The organism is Anaerotignum lactatifermentans DSM 14214, assembly GCF_900142265.1.
In the GTDB taxonomy this organism is placed as follows: Bacteria; Bacillota; Clostridia; order Lachnospirales; family Anaerotignaceae; genus Anaerotignum; species Anaerotignum lactatifermentans.
The window spans coordinates 16,016-32,687 of record NZ_FRAH01000021.1 but is presented as its reverse complement, the minus strand read 5'-3'; the positions used below and the strand labels follow the sequence as shown (position 1 = coordinate 32,687).

15 protein-coding genes and 1 riboswitch are annotated in these 16,672 nt (G+C 49.4%); of the genes, 13 read left to right on the top strand and 2 right to left on the bottom strand.

The window, feature by feature from the left end; translation table 11 throughout:
- Window positions 1-226: 226 nt before the first annotated feature.
- Window positions 227-802, bottom strand: a complete 576-nt coding sequence (locus tag BUB35_RS07380; protein WP_072850542.1) for a xanthine phosphoribosyltransferase — start codon at window positions 800-802, stop codon at window positions 227-229.
- Window positions 803-1,103: 301 nt separating this feature from the next.
- Between BUB35_RS07380 and BUB35_RS07370 the strand changes: the two genes are divergently transcribed.
- From BUB35_RS07370 to BUB35_RS07345, 6 genes are all read left to right on the top strand, one after another.
- The gene (locus BUB35_RS07370; protein ID WP_072850538.1) at window positions 1,104-1,604 is read left to right on the top strand and encodes a zinc ribbon domain-containing protein; all 501 of its coding nucleotides are present in this window, start codon (window positions 1,104-1,106) and stop codon (window positions 1,602-1,604) included.
- An 11-nt stretch (window positions 1,605-1,615) separates the two neighbouring features.
- Window positions 1,616-1,727, top strand: a riboswitch (FMN riboswitch).
- A 102-nt stretch (window positions 1,728-1,829) separates the two neighbouring features.
- Window positions 1,830-3,200 carry an MATE family efflux transporter gene (locus BUB35_RS07365; protein ID WP_072850536.1) on the top strand — a complete coding sequence of 457 codons (1,371 nt, stop codon included), beginning with the start codon at window positions 1,830-1,832 and terminating at the stop codon, window positions 3,198-3,200.
- A gap of 107 nt (window positions 3,201-3,307) precedes the next feature.
- Window positions 3,308-4,105 carry a divergent polysaccharide deacetylase family protein gene (locus tag BUB35_RS07360; protein ID WP_072850534.1) on the top strand — a complete coding sequence of 266 codons (798 nt, stop codon included), beginning with the start codon at window positions 3,308-3,310 and terminating at the stop codon, window positions 4,103-4,105.
- Window positions 4,106-4,199: 94 nt separating this feature from the next.
- Window positions 4,200-4,757: a Holliday junction resolvase RecU gene (locus BUB35_RS07355; RefSeq protein ID WP_072850532.1), complete on the top strand. Its 558-nt coding sequence runs from the start codon at window positions 4,200-4,202 to the stop codon at window positions 4,755-4,757.
- Window positions 4,751-6,133 carry a TldD/PmbA family protein gene (locus tag BUB35_RS07350; protein WP_072850530.1) on the top strand — a complete coding sequence of 461 codons (1,383 nt, stop codon included), beginning with the start codon at window positions 4,751-4,753 and terminating at the stop codon, window positions 6,131-6,133. The genes BUB35_RS07355 and BUB35_RS07350 overlap by 7 nt, the downstream gene beginning before the upstream one ends.
- Before the next feature lie 9 nt (window positions 6,134-6,142).
- Complete coding sequence (locus tag BUB35_RS07345) at window positions 6,143-7,486, top strand: TldD/PmbA family protein (protein ID WP_072850528.1); 1,344 nt, start codon at window positions 6,143-6,145, stop codon at window positions 7,484-7,486.
- Between the two features lie 112 nt (window positions 7,487-7,598).
- Here the strand turns inward: BUB35_RS07345 and BUB35_RS07340 are convergent, their stop codons facing one another.
- Window positions 7,599-9,224 (bottom strand): MBL fold metallo-hydrolase RNA specificity domain-containing protein, encoded by a 1,626-nt coding sequence (locus BUB35_RS07340; RefSeq protein ID WP_072850526.1) that lies wholly within the window; start codon window positions 9,222-9,224, stop codon window positions 7,599-7,601.
- 416 nt (window positions 9,225-9,640) lie between these two features.
- Between BUB35_RS07340 and glgB the strand changes: the two genes are divergently transcribed.
- The 7 genes from glgB (at window position 9,641) to yqfC (ending at window position 16,667) form a co-directional block, all read left to right on the top strand.
- Entirely contained in the window at window positions 9,641-11,902 is a 2,262-nt protein-coding gene (gene glgB / locus BUB35_RS07330) for a 1,4-alpha-glucan branching protein GlgB (RefSeq protein ID WP_072850522.1), read from the top strand.
- 359 nt (window positions 11,903-12,261) lie between these two features.
- The gene (gene rpsU / locus BUB35_RS07320) at window positions 12,262-12,438 is read left to right on the top strand and encodes a 30S ribosomal protein S21 (protein WP_022255363.1); all 177 of its coding nucleotides are present in this window, start codon (window positions 12,262-12,264) and stop codon (window positions 12,436-12,438) included.
- A gap of 36 nt (window positions 12,439-12,474) precedes the next feature.
- Window positions 12,475-12,924, top strand: a complete 450-nt coding sequence (locus BUB35_RS07315; RefSeq protein ID WP_072850518.1) for a GatB/YqeY domain-containing protein — start codon at window positions 12,475-12,477, stop codon at window positions 12,922-12,924.
- 354 nt (window positions 12,925-13,278) lie between these two features.
- Window positions 13,279-14,280, top strand: a complete 1,002-nt coding sequence (locus tag BUB35_RS07310) for an ABC transporter substrate-binding protein (RefSeq protein ID WP_072850516.1) — start codon at window positions 13,279-13,281, stop codon at window positions 14,278-14,280.
- A gap of 111 nt (window positions 14,281-14,391) precedes the next feature.
- Window positions 14,392-15,288 carry an ABC transporter permease gene (locus BUB35_RS07305; RefSeq protein ID WP_072850514.1) on the top strand — a complete coding sequence of 299 codons (897 nt, stop codon included), beginning with the start codon at window positions 14,392-14,394 and terminating at the stop codon, window positions 15,286-15,288.
- Between the two features lie 4 nt (window positions 15,289-15,292).
- Window positions 15,293-16,087, top strand: a complete 795-nt coding sequence (locus tag BUB35_RS07300) for an ABC transporter ATP-binding protein (RefSeq protein WP_072850512.1) — start codon at window positions 15,293-15,295, stop codon at window positions 16,085-16,087.
- Between the two features lie 316 nt (window positions 16,088-16,403).
- Window positions 16,404-16,667, top strand: a complete 264-nt coding sequence (gene yqfC / locus BUB35_RS07295) for a sporulation protein YqfC (RefSeq protein WP_072850510.1) — start codon at window positions 16,404-16,406, stop codon at window positions 16,665-16,667.
- The last annotated feature ends 5 nt before the right edge of the window (window positions 16,668-16,672 follow it).

Genomic DNA, 16,672 nt, shown 5'->3' with positions numbered 1-16,672 from the left:
GTCATACATTTTTTTGTATATTATGTTGTAAGGGGAAGGTGTTGAGAAAAATGGAAAAAACTGACATTCTTTCATAAAGGGAAAATGGAAACATACAATGATATAACAAAATATGCAAAAATTCCGAATGTCTTTTGCGGATGGACAAAGGGGAGAGAAAACATGAAAAAAGCACAGGAGTTTTCTTCTTTGGAAAAGCCCTGTGCCTCTGTTTCGTGTATGATTTTCAGTCTTTGAAATAGATCTTGCCGTCTTCCACTTTGGTGATGACCGCCAGAGAATCCACCAGATAGCCGGCATCTCTGAGTTTTTTGCTGCCGCCCTGGAATTCTTTTTCGATGATGGCTGCAATGCCGCATACAGTGCCGCCTGCCTGTTCTACCAGATTGGCAAGACCTGCTGCTGCTTCGCCGTGGGCAAGAAAATCATCAATGATCAAAACTTTATCATTGGCGTTGAGATAATTTTTGGATACACGAGCGATGGACACGGTACCCTTTGTAAAGGATTTGACGGGCGCGCCGTAAAATTCCTCTGTCATGGTATTGGGCTGTGCTTTCTTGGCGAAAACTACAGGCACCAGATCAAAATAAATGGCGGTGATGGCAGCGATGCCGATGCCGGACGCTTCGATGGTCAGGATCTTATTGATGCCCAGATGACCGAAACGACGGTGGATCTCCTTGCCCAGCGCCATAAACAGACCGATATCTAACTGATGGTTCAGAAAAGAATCTACCTTTACGACTTCGGTGCCGATTTCTGTCCCATCTTTTAATATTCTTTGTTTCAACAACTCCATGATTCAGACTCCCTCTCACTGCAATAACACGTTCCGTATCAAAATAAAGTATTATCATTATACGGTAGTATTTTTGCAATGTAAACAGGTGTTTTGGGAAAAGGTTGTTTTTTGTGCATTTAGAGGAAAAGTCCAAAGAAAAGGAGCAATTTTCGGACGCTTTCCCTAATGGACAGGAAAAAAACAGGGGGAAAGATACAAATTTCATGCAAGCAGATGCATTTTTCTGCTTTTTTGCAGGAAAAAGCGTATGTTTTGGCGAATATACAAAGCAAATGGAACAAATGAGGAGGCGCTGGAAATGGCTTTTTTGGATAAATTAGGAGAACTGGCAAGAACCGCGGCGGACAAAGCCAATGATGGACTGGAAATCAACCGCATCAACAGCGATATTGTCATACAGAAAGGCAATATCAATGAGTACCAGCGGGAGCTTGGCATGTATTACTGGGCAAAATTCGTCATGGGCGACCAGCTGGACGAAGAAGCTACAGCCATTTGTGATAAAATCGTAAAGGCACAAGACCGCATCAAGGAACTGGAAGCGGAAATCGAACAGGTGAAGGCAGACCGGGAAGCGGAAAAAGCCGAACGGGCAGAGCAGAAACGTCTGGAAGCGGAAGCTGCGGCACAGGAGGCAGCAGAAAGGGCTGCCCAGAAAGCGGCGGAGGCAGCAGGAGATGTGGAAATCACTGACGCTGACGGCGAAGTGGGCAGATTCTGCGGCGGCTGCGGCGCACCTTTGGCAGAAGGACAAAAGTTCTGCGGCGCTTGCGGAAAACCTGCTGATGATGTAAAATAAAAAAACAAAGACACATTCTTCGGAAACGAGTGCATCTCTACCGGCGGTAACAGCCCGCGAGCCGAAAGGCTGATTCGTTGAAATTACGAAGCCGACAGACAGTCTGGATGGGAGAAGAAATACAATGGAAATGACATTGATTTTTTCGGCTGTCCAGAGAACAGAAGAATTTCAAAAGGACGCCGAAAGGCGTCTTTTTTTTCTGCAAAATGAGGAGGGAATGGCATGGAAACGGGAAAAGAAAACATTCTGGGTACGGAAAAGATCAGTAAGTTATTGATGCAGTTTTCCATACCAACAGTGCTGACGCTTATTGTCAACTGTCTGTATAACATTGTGGATCAGATTTTCGTGGGGCGCGCCGTGGGCATCAACGGCGTAGCAGCTACCAACGTGGCTTTCCCCATGATTACCATTTCGGCAGCCCTTGCCCTTATGGTGGGGGACGGCTGTGCTGCCAACATCAGCCTTTGTTTGGGCAGGAAAGAACGGGACAAAGCGGAACAGACCTTTGGCAATGCCTTTGTACTGCTGATACTGGCAGGGGTTCTTCTGGCAGCTGTCATCATCATCGGCGGCCCTGCCTGCGCCCGTCTTTTTGGGGCGTCAGAGGCGGTTCTGGATTTGTCTGTGACTTATATGCGCATCCTTGCACTGGGGCTGCCTTTCCAGATGGCAAATATGGCATTTACGGCAATCATCCGTTCTGACGGCAATCCCAAGTATACCATGCGAAGTATGATGATTGGGGCAGGCATCAATCTGGTTTTAGACCCTATCTTCATTTTCGGCTTTGATATGGGTGTCACAGGGGCAGCTATCGCTACCATCATTGGGCAGGTAGTGGCTGGGCTTATCTGTGTGGCCTATATTCCCAGATTTGAACACATCACCTTCTATAAAAAATATCTGAAACTCTCCGGCAAGACCTGCGGCAGTATCCTTTCTCTGGGTTTCCCCAGTTTCTGCATGCAGATGGCAACAGCGCTGACACAGATCGTCATGAACAACCTCATGACAGACTGCGGTGCAGTCACAAAATACGGCAGTGAAATCGCCCTGTCCTGCTACGGCATCATGATGAAGATTTATCAGGTGGCGCATGCCATGTTCGTTGGGGTGGCATCCGGCACACAGCCTATCAACGGCTACAATTTCGGGGCAAAACAGTATGGCAGGGTGAAACAGACCTTCCGTGTGGCGGTGACGGTGTCTTTCATCATTTCCATTGTGTGGTTCGGTATTTTCCAGCTGGGCGGCGGCTTCATGGCTGGGCTTTTTGTGAAGAATGAACCTCTGTATCTGGAATTTGCGGTGTTCTGCTTCCAGCTGTATATGCTGGGCTTCTTCGTGTATGGTCTGCCGCAGGTGACAGCGTCCTTTTTCCAGGCTATTGGCAAGCCCGCGAAATCCCTGTTGGTGGCATTGTCCAGACAGATTATCTTCCTGATTCCTCTGGCGCTGATTTTGTCCGGCAGATTCGGATTGACGGGGGCATTGGCTGCGGCACCCATTGCCGATGTGCTGGCGTGTCTGCTGGCGGCAGTGCTCATCTGGACAGAGTTTCGGTTCTGGAAGAAAAACAGTATGGCATAAATTTGGTCGGTATCTGCTTTTTGTGGATACCGGCTTTTTTTCTGCCCAAAAGGCATAAGGACGAGCAAAGGAGGATAGGATAAAGGTAAAAAACGGAAGTGGATGCCATGAAAAAGAAGAAATATCTGGGAATTGGGTTGCTGTTTGTGTGTTGTTTTCTGGCAGGCAGGACAGCAGGGAAATTGCAGGCGGCTTTTGTACCGGCGGCACAAATGACAGTGGAGGAGGCAAAACTGGCAGTCATCATTGACGATTTTGGCTACAACGGCGCAGGAACGGCGGAAATGCTGGCGTTGGACATTCCTTTTACAGCGGCGGTGCTGCCTTTTTCTTCCCATACGGCGGAAAACGCGGCACAGGCGAAAGCGGCAGGAAAAGAGGTCATTATACATATGCCCATGGAATCCCTGACAGGAAAACCCGAATGGGTAGGGGATGGTGCTGTGTGCCGGGGCATGTCGGCGGCGGAAGTCCGGCAGTGTATGGAGGCGGCTTACAGCGCGGTACCACAGGCGGCAGGCGTCAATAACCACATGGGTTCGGCAGTCATGGAGGACGCGAATACATTGGGCTGTGTGCTGGATGTGGTACGGGAAAAAGGCGGCGTCTTTGTGGACAGCGTCACCACGGCGGAGAGCAAATGCGGCACATTGGCAGGAGAAAAAGGGGTACCTTTACTGGAACGGGATGTATTTCTGGACAGCACCACGGAAAAAAGCGTGGTGGAGGAACGGCTGCGGGAAGCGGCAAACATTGCCAAAGCAAAAGGAAGCGCCGTTGCCATTGGTCATGTGGGGCCGGAAGGGGGCGTGCTGACAGCACAGGTTTTGGCGGAAATGGCACCGGAACTGGAAAAAGAAGGCATCCGTTTTGTGACGGTGTCAGAGCTGGCAGGCAGCCATTAAAATAGTTGCGCCGGGAAACCAAAACTGTGGTATAATGTCTGCAAAATAAAATTTGCAGAATAGAACAGGAGAAATTTTTCTCCTAGGAGGTCATATGGCATACTGGAATTCCAGAGGGCTGCGGGGCAGCGCTTTAGAAGAAATCATCAATTTCACAAACGAATCCTACCGGAAAAAAGGGCTGGCGTTGTTTCAGAAAATACCCACTCCCATTACGCCGGTGGAGGTGGACAACAAACGCCGCACCATTACGCTGGCATACTTTGACCAGAACAGTACCGTAGACTACATGGGCGTGGTGCAGGGGATTCCTGTATGCTTTGATGCCAAGGAAACGGCACAGAAGCACCTGCCCCTCCAGAATATCCACGAGCATCAGCTGCGGTTTATGGAGGATTTTCAGGCACAAAGGGGCATTGCCTTTTTGCTGGTGTATTTTTCCACATTGGGGGAATATTATTTTTTACCTCTGGAAACATTGCAAGTCTACTGGGAGGCGGCACAGAAAGGCGGACGCAAATCCATCCCCTATGCCGCTTTTGAGAAGAAATATCAGATATTCCAGCAGGGCGGCGGCATGCTTCATTATCTGGAAGCCATTGCCCGCTATCTGGAAGAAACGGAACCGAAAGGAAGTGATGGCACATGCTGAAAAAATCTGTGGTGGAACATACATTGGAAGCGGCTCTGGAAACAGGGGCGGACTTTGCGGAACTATATGTGGAACAGACCAAGCGCAATCATATTGCCATGGTGAACGGGCAGGTGGAAACGGCTTTGGGCGGACTGGATTACGGCGCAGGCATTCGCTTGTTCTGCGGCAATCGTGTCATTTACGCCTTTGTCAATGATACTTCCGAAGAAAATCTGGTGCGGACGGCACGGGAAATGGCGTCCACGGTGAAGGGCACCCATCTTTTGCGTCTGCCGGACTGGAAAACACGTCAGTGGCAGAACATCAACCCCATTTTTGTACTGCCGGACGATGTGGAAAAACGGAAAAAAGCCGATTATCTGGCAGCGGCATCGGCGGCGGCTTTTGCCTATGACCCTGCCATCACCCAGACACGGACGGGTTTTCTGGATGTGACCAAAAACGTATTGGTTGCCAATTCCGAAGGCGTTTGGGCGGAAGAAAGACGGGTGCGGAGCCGTTTTACGGTGGAAGCGGTGGCGTCTTCCGCAACGGAAAAACAGAGCGGACATCTGGGTCCCGGCGGTTCTGTGGGCTTTGAACTCTTCGACCAGATCAACGTGGAAGATACGGCAAGAGAAGCGGCAAGAATTGCCATGACCATGCTGGGGGCAAAGCCTTGTCCCGCTGGAAAAATGCCCGTAGTCATCGACAATGGCTTCGGCGGCGTTATTTTCCATGAAGCCTGCGGACATGGACTGGAAGCCACAGCTGTGGCAAGAAACGCTTCCGTATTCGCCGGAAAACTGGGGCAGCAGATTGCGTCCCCTTTGGTGACAGCCATTGATGACGGCACCATTCCCAACGGCTGGGGTTCTGCTAACATGGACGACGAGGGCACACCCACCAGACGGAATGTGCTCATTGAAAATGGCATCCTGAAAACCTATCTGGTGGACCGTATGAACGGCAGAAAAATGGGAGCGGCAGTGACAGGCAGTGCCAGACGGGAAAACTACCGTTTCGCCCCTACCAGCCGCATGACGAATACATTTTTGGCTCCGGGGGACAGCACACCGGAAAGCATCATTGCCGATACGCCTTATGGGCTGTATGCAAAGCAGATGGGCGGCGGCAGTGTAGACCCGGCAACGGGCGCATTCAACTTTGCGGTGCTGGAAGCTTATATCATCCGGAATGGACAGATTTGTGAGCCTGTCCGTGGAGCGACCCTCATCGGCAAAGGGGCGGAAGTCCTCATGCAGATTGACAAGGTGGGCAACAACCTGAAGCGGGCACAGGGCATGTGCGGCAGCATCAGCGGCTCCATTCCCACAGATGTGGGACAGCCTATGATTCGGGTCAAAGAAATGACCGTAGGCGGAAGGGGGTAACCGAAAAGAATGGATTACAAGAATTTTCAGAAAATACTCATCGAAAAAGCCCTCGCCGCAGGATTTTCTGACTGCGAGGTATATTATAAAGGCAGCAAACATTTTGAAGTCATGATTATGGAGGGAGAAGTTTCCGATTACGAAAACAGCGCATTGCAGGGGATTTCTTTCCGGGGCACATGGCAGGGACGGACAGGCTATGCCTATACGGAAAAACTGACAGAGCCGGCGGCGGATTATCTGGTGGCAGCGGCGAAGGAACACGCGGAACTCCTTTCCGAAAGCGAATGGGAGGAATTGTATCACGCTGGGGACGCTTATCCTGCGCTGGAAGGAGAAAATAAGGCGCTGGAACGGCTGACCACAGAAGAAAAAATACTGGCGGCAAAGAAAATGGAGCATGCTGCCCTGAAAGGGGAAGATTCCATTGCCTCCATGGATTACTGCGTGCTGGATACGGATTGGATGGAAACTGCCATTGCCAACAGCTACGGCTTATCCCTCTATCATGCAAAAAACAGCGTAACGGCTTACGTCTGTGCCATTGCAAAAGATGGAGAAGAAGTCAAGACCGGCTCTTACTTCTGGAAAGGAAACGACTGGAAACAGTTTGACCCTGTGGCAACAGGCAGAAAGGCGGCGCAGATTGCCGCAAGCCATTTGGGCGCGGCACCCATTGCCAGCGGAAAATATAAAGTGGTGCTGGATGGTCCTGTTATGGCAAACTTTCTGGGGGTATTCTGTGGGGTATTCTTTGCGGAAAACATCCAGAAGGGATTTTCCATGCTGGGCGGAAAAGTGGGAGAACAGATTGCGGCAGATTGTGTGACACTGCGGGATGATCCTCTGCTGCCAGAGGGGTACGCCTCTACGCCTTTTGACAGCGAGGGGGTACCTTGTTACAACAAGGCTGTTGTGGAAAATGGGGTGCTGAAAACATATCTGTATAACCGGAAGGCGGCAAGAAAAGACGGCGTGCCTTCCACAGGCAACGGCTTTAAAGCAGGGCTGACAGCGCCCATCAAAACAGCGGTGACCAATTTCTATCTGGCACCGGGACAGCGCAGTCAGGCGGAACTGCTGGCGGATATGGGCGAAGGCATCCTCATTACGGATATTACGGGGCTGCACGCAGGCGCCAATACCGTTTCCGGTGATTTCTCCCTGTCGGCAGAAGGCTTTCTGGTGACAGACGGAAAACTGGGACAGGCGGTGGAACAAATCACTGTAGCAGGGAATTTTTACGAACTGCTGAAAAACATCACAGAAGCGGCAAATGACCTGTATTTCACCAGCGGCGGCAAGGGGGCACCCTCCGTACGGGTGAGAGAAATGGACATTGCAGGGAAATAATATAAAGCACGAAATCTCGATGGATTTCGTGCTTTTTCTTTGGAAAAACGGGAAAACGCCGGAAATCCGAAGAATTCCGACGTTTTCAGGGGTTGGGTATGAGAAGGGAAAGTCAACTTTCCAATTTGTCGCAAAGGGCATTGATCTGCTTGAGGAGTTTTTCCATATCCCGGTTGGCACCGCCTTTGTTCTGGCTGATGATGCGCAGGAGGCGTTTGCCGGCTTCGTCCAGCTGATCAGAAAGGTACATGGCGCGTTTGCCGCCTTCCGTTGCCGCACGGGCATGGGGATAGAGTTTCGGCACCACAGGGATTTTCACACCGGCGGAAATCATGGAGCCGTCGGAGAGATCGAAGCAGGCACCGCTGTAAGGGGCTACGGCATGGAAGCCATAGTCTTCTTTCAGGCAATTTTTGAAGGATTCGCAGACCAGATCTTCCCCGTGTACCACAAAGACGGTCTGGGGTTTCTGGTCAAAGTGGTGAATCCAGTTCAGCAGACCTTTTTTGTCCGCATGACCGCTGACGCCGGCAAGCTGATGGATTTTGGCGTTGACTTCAATGGTTTCACCGAACAGCCGCACTTCCTTAGCGCCTTCCACAATGTTGCGCCCCAGTGTGCCGATGGCCTGATAGCCTACAAAGAGAATGGTACATTCTGGACGCCAGAGATTATGTTTCAGATGATGGCGGATACGTCCCGCTTCGCACATGCCGGAAGCGGAGATGATCACTTTGGGTGTCCGGTCAAAGTTGATGGCAGTGGAATCTTCCGGAGTGATGGCAAGGTTCAGACCCGGGAACTGCAGGGGGTTGATGCCCTTTTTCACCAGCTCCATGGCGGCGGTATCGAAGCAGTCCAGACGGTTTTCCATGAATACCCTTGTGGCTTCAATGGCAAGGGGGCTGTCGATGTAAACAGGGAAGTTATCGTGTCCCGTTACCAGATTCCGTTCCTTGATTTCCCGGATGAAATAGAGCATTTCCTGTGTACGTCCTACGGCAAAGGAAGGAATTACCAGATTGCCGCCGGCATCCAGTGTTTCCTGGATTTCTTCCGCCAATGCCTGCACATAGTCAGGAGGAACTGTGTGGAGCCGATCACCATAAGTACTTTCCATGATGACGTAGTCCGCTTCCGCTGTGTAGCGGGGGTCGTGGATGATGGGCTGGTTGATGTTGCCGATGTCACCGGAAAATACCAGTTTTTTGGTCACATCTCCCTCTGTCAGCCAGATTTCCATGCTGGAGGAGCCTAAGAGATGCCCAACGTCTGTAAAACGCAGGCGGATGCCGTCGCAGACTTCCACCATTTCCATATAGTCGCAGGGAACAAAGTGTTCCATAACGGCTGTGGCTTCTGCTGTGGTGTAAAGAGGTTCAAAGGGCGGTGCGCCAGCACGTTTTGCCTTTCGGTTCCGCCACTGGGCTTCAAATTCCTGAATGTGGGCACTGTCTAACAGCATGATGCGGCACAGGTCTGTGGTGGCATCGGTGGCGTAGATTTTCCCTTGAAAACCGTTTTTGTACAGCAGGGGCAAAAGCCCGGAATGGTCAATATGGGCGTGGGACAAAAACACATAGTCGATGGCGGAAGCGGCAACGGGAATTTCCTGATTTTCGTAAGTATCCCGTCCCTGTTCCATGCCGCAGTCCAACAGGATGCTTTTGCCGCAGGCTTCGATATAATGGCAGCTGCCGGTGACTTCATGGTCAGCGCCTAAAAACATCAGTTTCATAAAGCAATCCCCCCTCAGTGATTTACAAACACTTTATAGAATGAATGTCTGTGAAAGACATTTGTTTTTCTACTTACAGTATATCTGTTTTTATGGTGTTTTACAATCTGTTTTCCCATGAAAAAGACAGGTCAAAAGCAGTTTCCCATTCAGAAACCGTGTTTTTCTTTTTCATGATTTCTGGATGGGAACTGCGACGGCTGTCTTCAGAAGAAACATGCCTTGTAAAAATAGGATAGGCAAAGCTTTTTTATGAGAAGGATTTCGGTTTTTGATGAAGATGCCCTGAAAGAATTGTCGTTTTTTATGTGCAAAGATTTATGAAATTGGATAGAATTCAGAACAAAAATGGTATATAATATAATCTGAATACATCTCGCCAGCAAAAGTTGAGAGATACAAAAGGGGATGAGAGGATGATTACCATTAAACACTTGAATGAACTTTTCCAAATCATTAACGGGGAGCATGCCGACCCCCATACCGTGCTGGGAATGCACGAAGTGGAGGAAGACGGAAAAAAATGCGTGGTTGTACGTGCGTTTATCCCCGGCGCCCAGACCATTACCGTTGTGGATGCCAACACCAGAAGACTGAAATATCCCATGGAACGCATTCACGAGGACGGATTTTTTGAAGTCATTATTCCTGACAGAGAAGAATGGTTCCGTTACCGGCTGGAATGCACCGATTATCAGGGCAACAGCTGGCACACATATGACCCTTATGCCTTCAGCCCGACCATTTCTGAATATGACCGGTATCTGTTTGGTGAAGGCAATCACTACGAAATTTATGAAAAATTAGGCGCGCACCTGATTACATTTGAAGGGGCAAAAGGCGTTTCCTTTGCCGTTTGGGCACCCAACGCAAAAAGCGTCAGCGTCATTGGGAACTTCAACGGCTGGGACACCCGCAGACATCCCATGCGTCTGTTGGGACAGTCCGGTATCTGGGAATTGTTCATTCCCGGTCTGGCTGCCATGGACCAGTATAAATTCCATGTGGTACAGTCCACTGGCAAACAGGTGGACAAGTGCGACCCTTACGCTTTCTACGCACAGCTCCGTCCAGAAACGGCTTCTGTGATTTACCCCATCGGGCGGTACAAATGGAAAGACAGAAAATGGATGACTGCCAGAAAGAAAGCTAATGTCTACACAGCGCCTATGAATATTTATGAAGTTCATCTGGGTTCCTGGATGCGTGTGCCCGAAGAAGGGGACCGTTTCCTGACCTATACGGAAATGGCGGAAAAACTGGTGCCTTATGTGAAAGAAATGGGCTTCAGCCATATTGAACTGCTGCCTGTGGAAGAACATCCCTTTGACGGCAGCTGGGGCTATCAGGTGACAGGATACTACGCACCTACCAGCCGTTACGGCACACCTGCCATGTTCAAAGAATTCATTGACACCTGCCATCAGAACGGCATTGGCGTCATTCTGGACTGGGTGCCTGCTCATTTCCCCAAAGACGAATTCGGTCTGGGGCGGTTCGACGGCACAGCATTGTATGAACATCAGGACCCCAGACGGGGAGAACATCTCCAGTGGGGTACCTATATTTTCAACTACGGCAGAAAAGAAGTCAGCAACTTCCTCATTGCCAACGCTTTGTTCTGGCTGGATGAATACCACATCGACGGTCTGCGTGTAGACGCGGTGGCTTCCATGCTGTATCTGGATTTCTGCAAGAACGACGGCGAATGGGCTGCCAACGAATATGGCGGCAGAGAAAATCTGGAAGCTGTGGAATTCATCAAGCACATGAACTCTATCGTGTCCAAACGTCTGCCCGGTACCATGATGATTGCGGAAGAATCCACATCCTGGAAAGGCGTTACAAAGAGCGCCGACGACAACGGTCTGGGCTTCACCATGAAGTGGAACATGGGCTGGATGAATGACTTCCTGTTCTATATCAAAAAAGACCCTATCTACCGGAAGTATCACCACAACAACCTGACTTTCGGTATGGCATACAATTACTCTGAAAACTTCGTACTGGTACTGTCCCATGATGAAGTGGTACACGAAAAGAGCGCTATGATTGGCAAAATGCCCGGCGACCTGTGGCAGAAATACGCAAACCTGCGTCTGTCCTATGGTTTCATGTACGGTCATCCCGGCAAAAAGCTGCTGTTCATGGGCGGGGAATTTGCACAGTTCAACGAATGGAGCGAATCCCGTTCTCTGGACTGGCATCTGCTTCAGTACAAAGACCATCAGCAGATGCAGCTGTACATGAAAGACCTGAATCACTTCTATCTGTCCGAAAGTCCGTTCTGGCAGCAGGACTATGACCCCCATGGCTTTACATGGATTGAATGCGACGACGCGGAATCCTCTGTGGTTTCCTTCATCCGCCGCAGTCAGGACAAGGAACTGTATTTCATCTGCAACTTCACACCGGAAACATATGAAGATTTCCGCATTGGTGTGCCTTTTGCGGGAACATACAAAGAAGTCTTCAACAGTGACGCGGAAAAATACGGCGGCAGCGGCGTGGTCAACAAAAAAGCCGCAGTCAGCGAAAAAATGCCTTGGAATCACTACCAGAACAGCATCCGCGTGAAAGTACCTCCTCTGGGTATGGTGGTGCTGGAGCGGAAAGTGCCGGAAGAAGCAAAGGCAGAAAAGAAACCCGCTAAGAAAACAGAAAAGAAAAAAGCGTGAAAATATGCTTTAAGCTGATTTCTTGAAGTAAGAGAATATGGCAGCCGGAATCCAAGGGGTTCCGGCTGTACTTGTTTTCTGGGGGAGCAGCCTCCGTTTTTCTCTCCAGCAGGCAAGATGCGGGCGAAAGCCTGTGGTTTTTCCGTTTTTTTGTCTGGCGGGAAACAGACAGAAGGGGGAAAAGATGGTCTGCTTTTTGGTCGGGAAAGCCAAAATTTGCGGAAAAATCAAATTTTCTCGCCCCAATCCGTTTATTTTTATTGACGAGAGCCGTTTTTTTGTGTATAATTCCTAAATGTACGGTAAAAAAGGTAAGCCTTTCCCGTACACGAATCTCGCATCTGGAGGGAGGGAAATTCATGTCAGAGGTAAAAGTTAAAGAAAATGAATCCTTAGACAGCGCACTGCGTCGTTTTAAAAGAACATGTGCTAGAGACGGCATCATGGGCGAAGTACGCAAAAGAGAGCATTATGACAAACCCAGCGTAAAACGCAAAAAGAAATCCGAAGCTGCCAGAAAACGTAAATTCAAATAATTTTACTTTATTTTGTTGCACAAAGGAATGATGGTTATGTCATTAAAAGAACAGCTTTTTGCGGACCTGAAGACTGCCATGAAAGAGAAAGACACGGTTCGGAAAGATACCGTTCAGCTCATTCGTTCTGGTATTCTGCAGATTGAAAAAGATAAGAAGATCGAACTGGATGAGGACGGTGTTCTGGACGTTATTGCCAAACAGCTGAAAAGCCGCCGTGACTCTCTGCCTGAATATGAAAAAAGCGGCAGACAGGATCTGATCGACAAACTGAACAGAGAAATCGAAATTTTATTGGGTTACCTTCCAGAGCAGTTAAGTGAAGAAGAAATTCAGAAGATTGTAGAGGAAGCCGTTGCCGAAAGCGGCGCAGCATCCGTAAAAGAAATGGGGAAAGTAATGGCCATTGTTACCCCTAAGGTAAAAGGTCGTGCGGACAACAAAGTCGTAGGCAATCTTGTGAGAAAAATGCTCCAAGGCAAATAAAATCAGAGTTCAGAGCGAACCACTTATGTGGTTCGCTTTTTTCTGTTCGGCAGAGGGTGGAAAACATTATTTTTTATAAAAATGAATTGACCGGAATCCTTGGTGTTTCAGGGTTTTTGGCTATTTTTGGGCACTTGTGGAGCAGTCCTTGAGAGGGACTGCTTTTTTTGTTGGGAAAAAACGCATCAATATCATGCACGATGTATTTGCATTAGAAAAAAAGAAAAATCCTTGACTTTTTGTTTTTGAGGTCTATAATGTACTTTAACAAAGCACAGCATAACCGTGTGTGCGTGCGAAAGTAAACCGTAAGTGTGTTACAAAAGCAAAAAATAGATAAGGGAGTGTATGACTATGAAAAGAAAGATGCGAGTGATTGCGGCGGCAGCCATGGCGGCTGTCATGATAGCCATGACAGGCTGTGGAAGCAGCGGAGAAGCAGAAGAAACAACAGCAGAAACCACTGGCGACGGTACTTATACCGTAGGGATCATCCAGCAGCTGGAACATGCGGCACTGGACGAAGCCACCAAAGGTTTTCAGGATACCCTCACAGAAAAGCTTGGGGATAAAGTGACATTTGACTATCAGAACGCCCAGAACGAACAGGCAAACTGCGCTACCATCGCAACCAAATTCGTTTCCAATAACGTGGATCTGATTATGGCCAATGCCACAACCGCTTTGCAGGCATCTGCGGCGGCAACAGGCGATATCCCCATCGTCGGTACATCTGTTACTGACTATATGACAGCAGGTGTTATCGAATCCAATGAGGCACCGGGCTATAACGTAACCGGCGCATCTGACCTGGCGCCTGTTGACCAGCAGATTGCACTGCTGCAAAAAGTAGTACCTGACGCACAGAAAGTGGCCATTGTATATTGCAGCGCGGAACCCAACTCCCAGTTCCAGTCTCAGCTGGCACAGGCAGAATTGGACAAAGCCGGCATCGCGTGGGAAGAATTTACGGCGGCTGACTCCAACGAAGTACAGGCAGTGATCACAAACGCCATCACAGACTGTGATGCAGTATATATCCCTACAGATAACACTATGGCAAACAACATGGAGATCATCAAAAACGTGACCGTACCTGCGAAAATTCCCGTAATCACTGGAGAAGAAAATATGTGTGCAGCTGGCGGCCTGGCAACACTGAGCATCAGCTACTACGAACTGGGCTGCAAAGCTGGTGAAATGGCTTACGAAATTCTGGTAAATGGCGCAGACCCTGCCACCATGCCCATCGAATATGTTTCCGAAAACATCACACCGAAGTACAATGCGGAAATCGCGGCAGAACTTGGCATCACTATGCCGGAAGACATGGTTGCCATCGGTGCTGAAGAATAAAAAATGAACATTGACATGACGTAATCATTTTAGAAGGAACAGCGGGACCAACCGTCCCGTTGTTTTTTCTTCCAAAGGAAAGAGGAAAGAAAAAAAGAGGAGGGATCACCCATGGAAATCATGGATCTGATACGAGCACTGCCCGGCTCTGTAGCCCAAGGACTCATTTGGGGAATTATGGCAATTGGGGTATACATCACTTATAAAGTTCTGGACTATGCGGATCTGACGGTAGACGGCAGCATCGGCACCGGCGGCGCTGTGGCAGTGGTCATGATGCTGGCAGGGGTCAATCCTTATGTGGCGCTGGTATGTGCCACAGCGGCAGGGGCGCTGGCTGGTCTGGTGACAGGGCTGTTCCATACCCTGTTTGGGATTCCGCCTATCCTGTCCGGGATTTTGACACAATTGGGATTGTATTCCGTGAATATGCGTATTATGGGGGCGTCCAACAAAGCCATCAACGTCAATCAGTATGACCTGATTTTGAGCCTTCGGGATATTCCTCATGCCATTTTGGTATCTGTGATTTTTGTAGCGGTCACCATCGCCGTTTTATACTGGTTCTTCGGCACAGAAGTGGGCCGTGCTGTTCGTGCTACCGGCAATAACGCCAATATGTCCCGTGCCCAGGGCATTAACACAAACCGTATGAAAGTATTTGGTCTGGTGCTCTCCAATGCGCTGGTAGGACTTTCCGGTGCGCTGTACGCCCAGTATCAGGGCAATGCTGACGTCAACATGGGCAGAGGTGCCATCGTTATCGGTTTGGCGGCAGTTATCATCGGTGCGGTGCTGTTCGGCAAGATTTTCAATAATTTCGCCCTGCGTATGCTCAGCGTTGTATTCGGCGCGATTTTATACTTCGTGGTTATTGCCGTTGTCCTTTGGCTGGGACTGGAAACCACAGACTTGAAATTGATTAGTGCGCTTATCGTTGCGCTTTTCCTTGCAGTGCCTTATCTCCAGGGAAGATGCCGGATTCGCCGCGCAGGAAAGGGGGCTTGAGATTATGTTGGAATTAAGAAACGTATCGAAAACATTCAATGCAAATACCATCAATGAAAAAAGAGCCCTCAGCGGCTTGAATCTGAAGCTGGAAGAAGGGGATTTTGTCACCGTCATCGGCGGCAATGGCGCCGGAAAATCCACTATGATGAATGCCATCTGCGGCGCATGGCCTTTGGACGAAGGTCAGGTGCTTATCGACGGGAAAGATGTCACCAGACTGCCGGACTACAAACGGGCGGCTTATCTGGGACGTGTGTTCCAAGACCCCATGATGGGTACGGCGGCAGATATGGAAATCGAGGAAAATCTGGCAATTGCTTACCGTCGCGGCAAAACACGGCACTTATGCTGGGGTATCCGAGCCAAAGAACGGGAAGAATACAAAGAACTTTTGAAAACACTGGATTTGGGGCTGGAAAACCGCCTGCGTTCCAAGGTGGGGCTTCTTTCCGGCGGTCAGCGGCAGGCATTGACACTGCTGATGGCTACCCTGAAAAAGCCCAAAGTACTGCTGCTGGATGAACATACGGCAGCCCTTGACCCCAAAACGGCGGCAAAGGTATTGGAAATTTCCGACCGCATCATTGCGGAAAATAACCTGACTGCCCTGATGGTTACCCATAACATGAAAGACGCCATTGCTCACGGCAATCGTCTGATTATGATGAACAACGGACAGATTATTCTGGATATCCGCGGGGAAGAAAAGAAAAAACTCACGGTGGACGACCTGCTGCGGCAGTTCTCTGTTGCCAGCGGCAGCGAATTTTCCAGCGACCGCGCGCTGCTGTCCTGATAAAAAATTCATAGAAACACACAGCCGGAAGGAGTTTGGTTTTTGCCAAAGCAATTTCCCCTTAAGAAAACATTGGTTTTCCTTTTTCTTGATTTCTTAAGGGGAATTGCGACGGCTGTCTTCAGAAGAAAACATAACAAATAAAATCTTAATAAAATAAGAAAGCCAAAATCCTTTGTAATGATAAGGATTTTGGCTTTCTTTGTTTTCTTATGAAGATGCCCCGAAAGGGCTTCCGGCTTTTTTTGCGGGTATGGGACGGGGACGGCGGGCATACCTATAAGAGAGGGCATTTGACAGAGAGGAGGTTCTGGTCATGGGATTTGGCAAAGGCATGGCGGAAAAGCTGGATTTGCCCAAGGAAGTGGTGCTGGATCTGCCGCTGGTGTCCATGGTGGGGCAGGAGGAAGTGACCGTGGAAAACCATAAGGGGCTGTTGGAATACAGCGCTGAAACCATACGCATTGCCACGGGCGCAGGCAGGCTGCTGCTGACGGGAGAAGGGCTGGAACTGAAGCAGATGTCGGCAGCCTGTATCGTGGTGAAAGGGCGGATTTTTCGCCTGGAATTTTTGCGGTAGGAAGG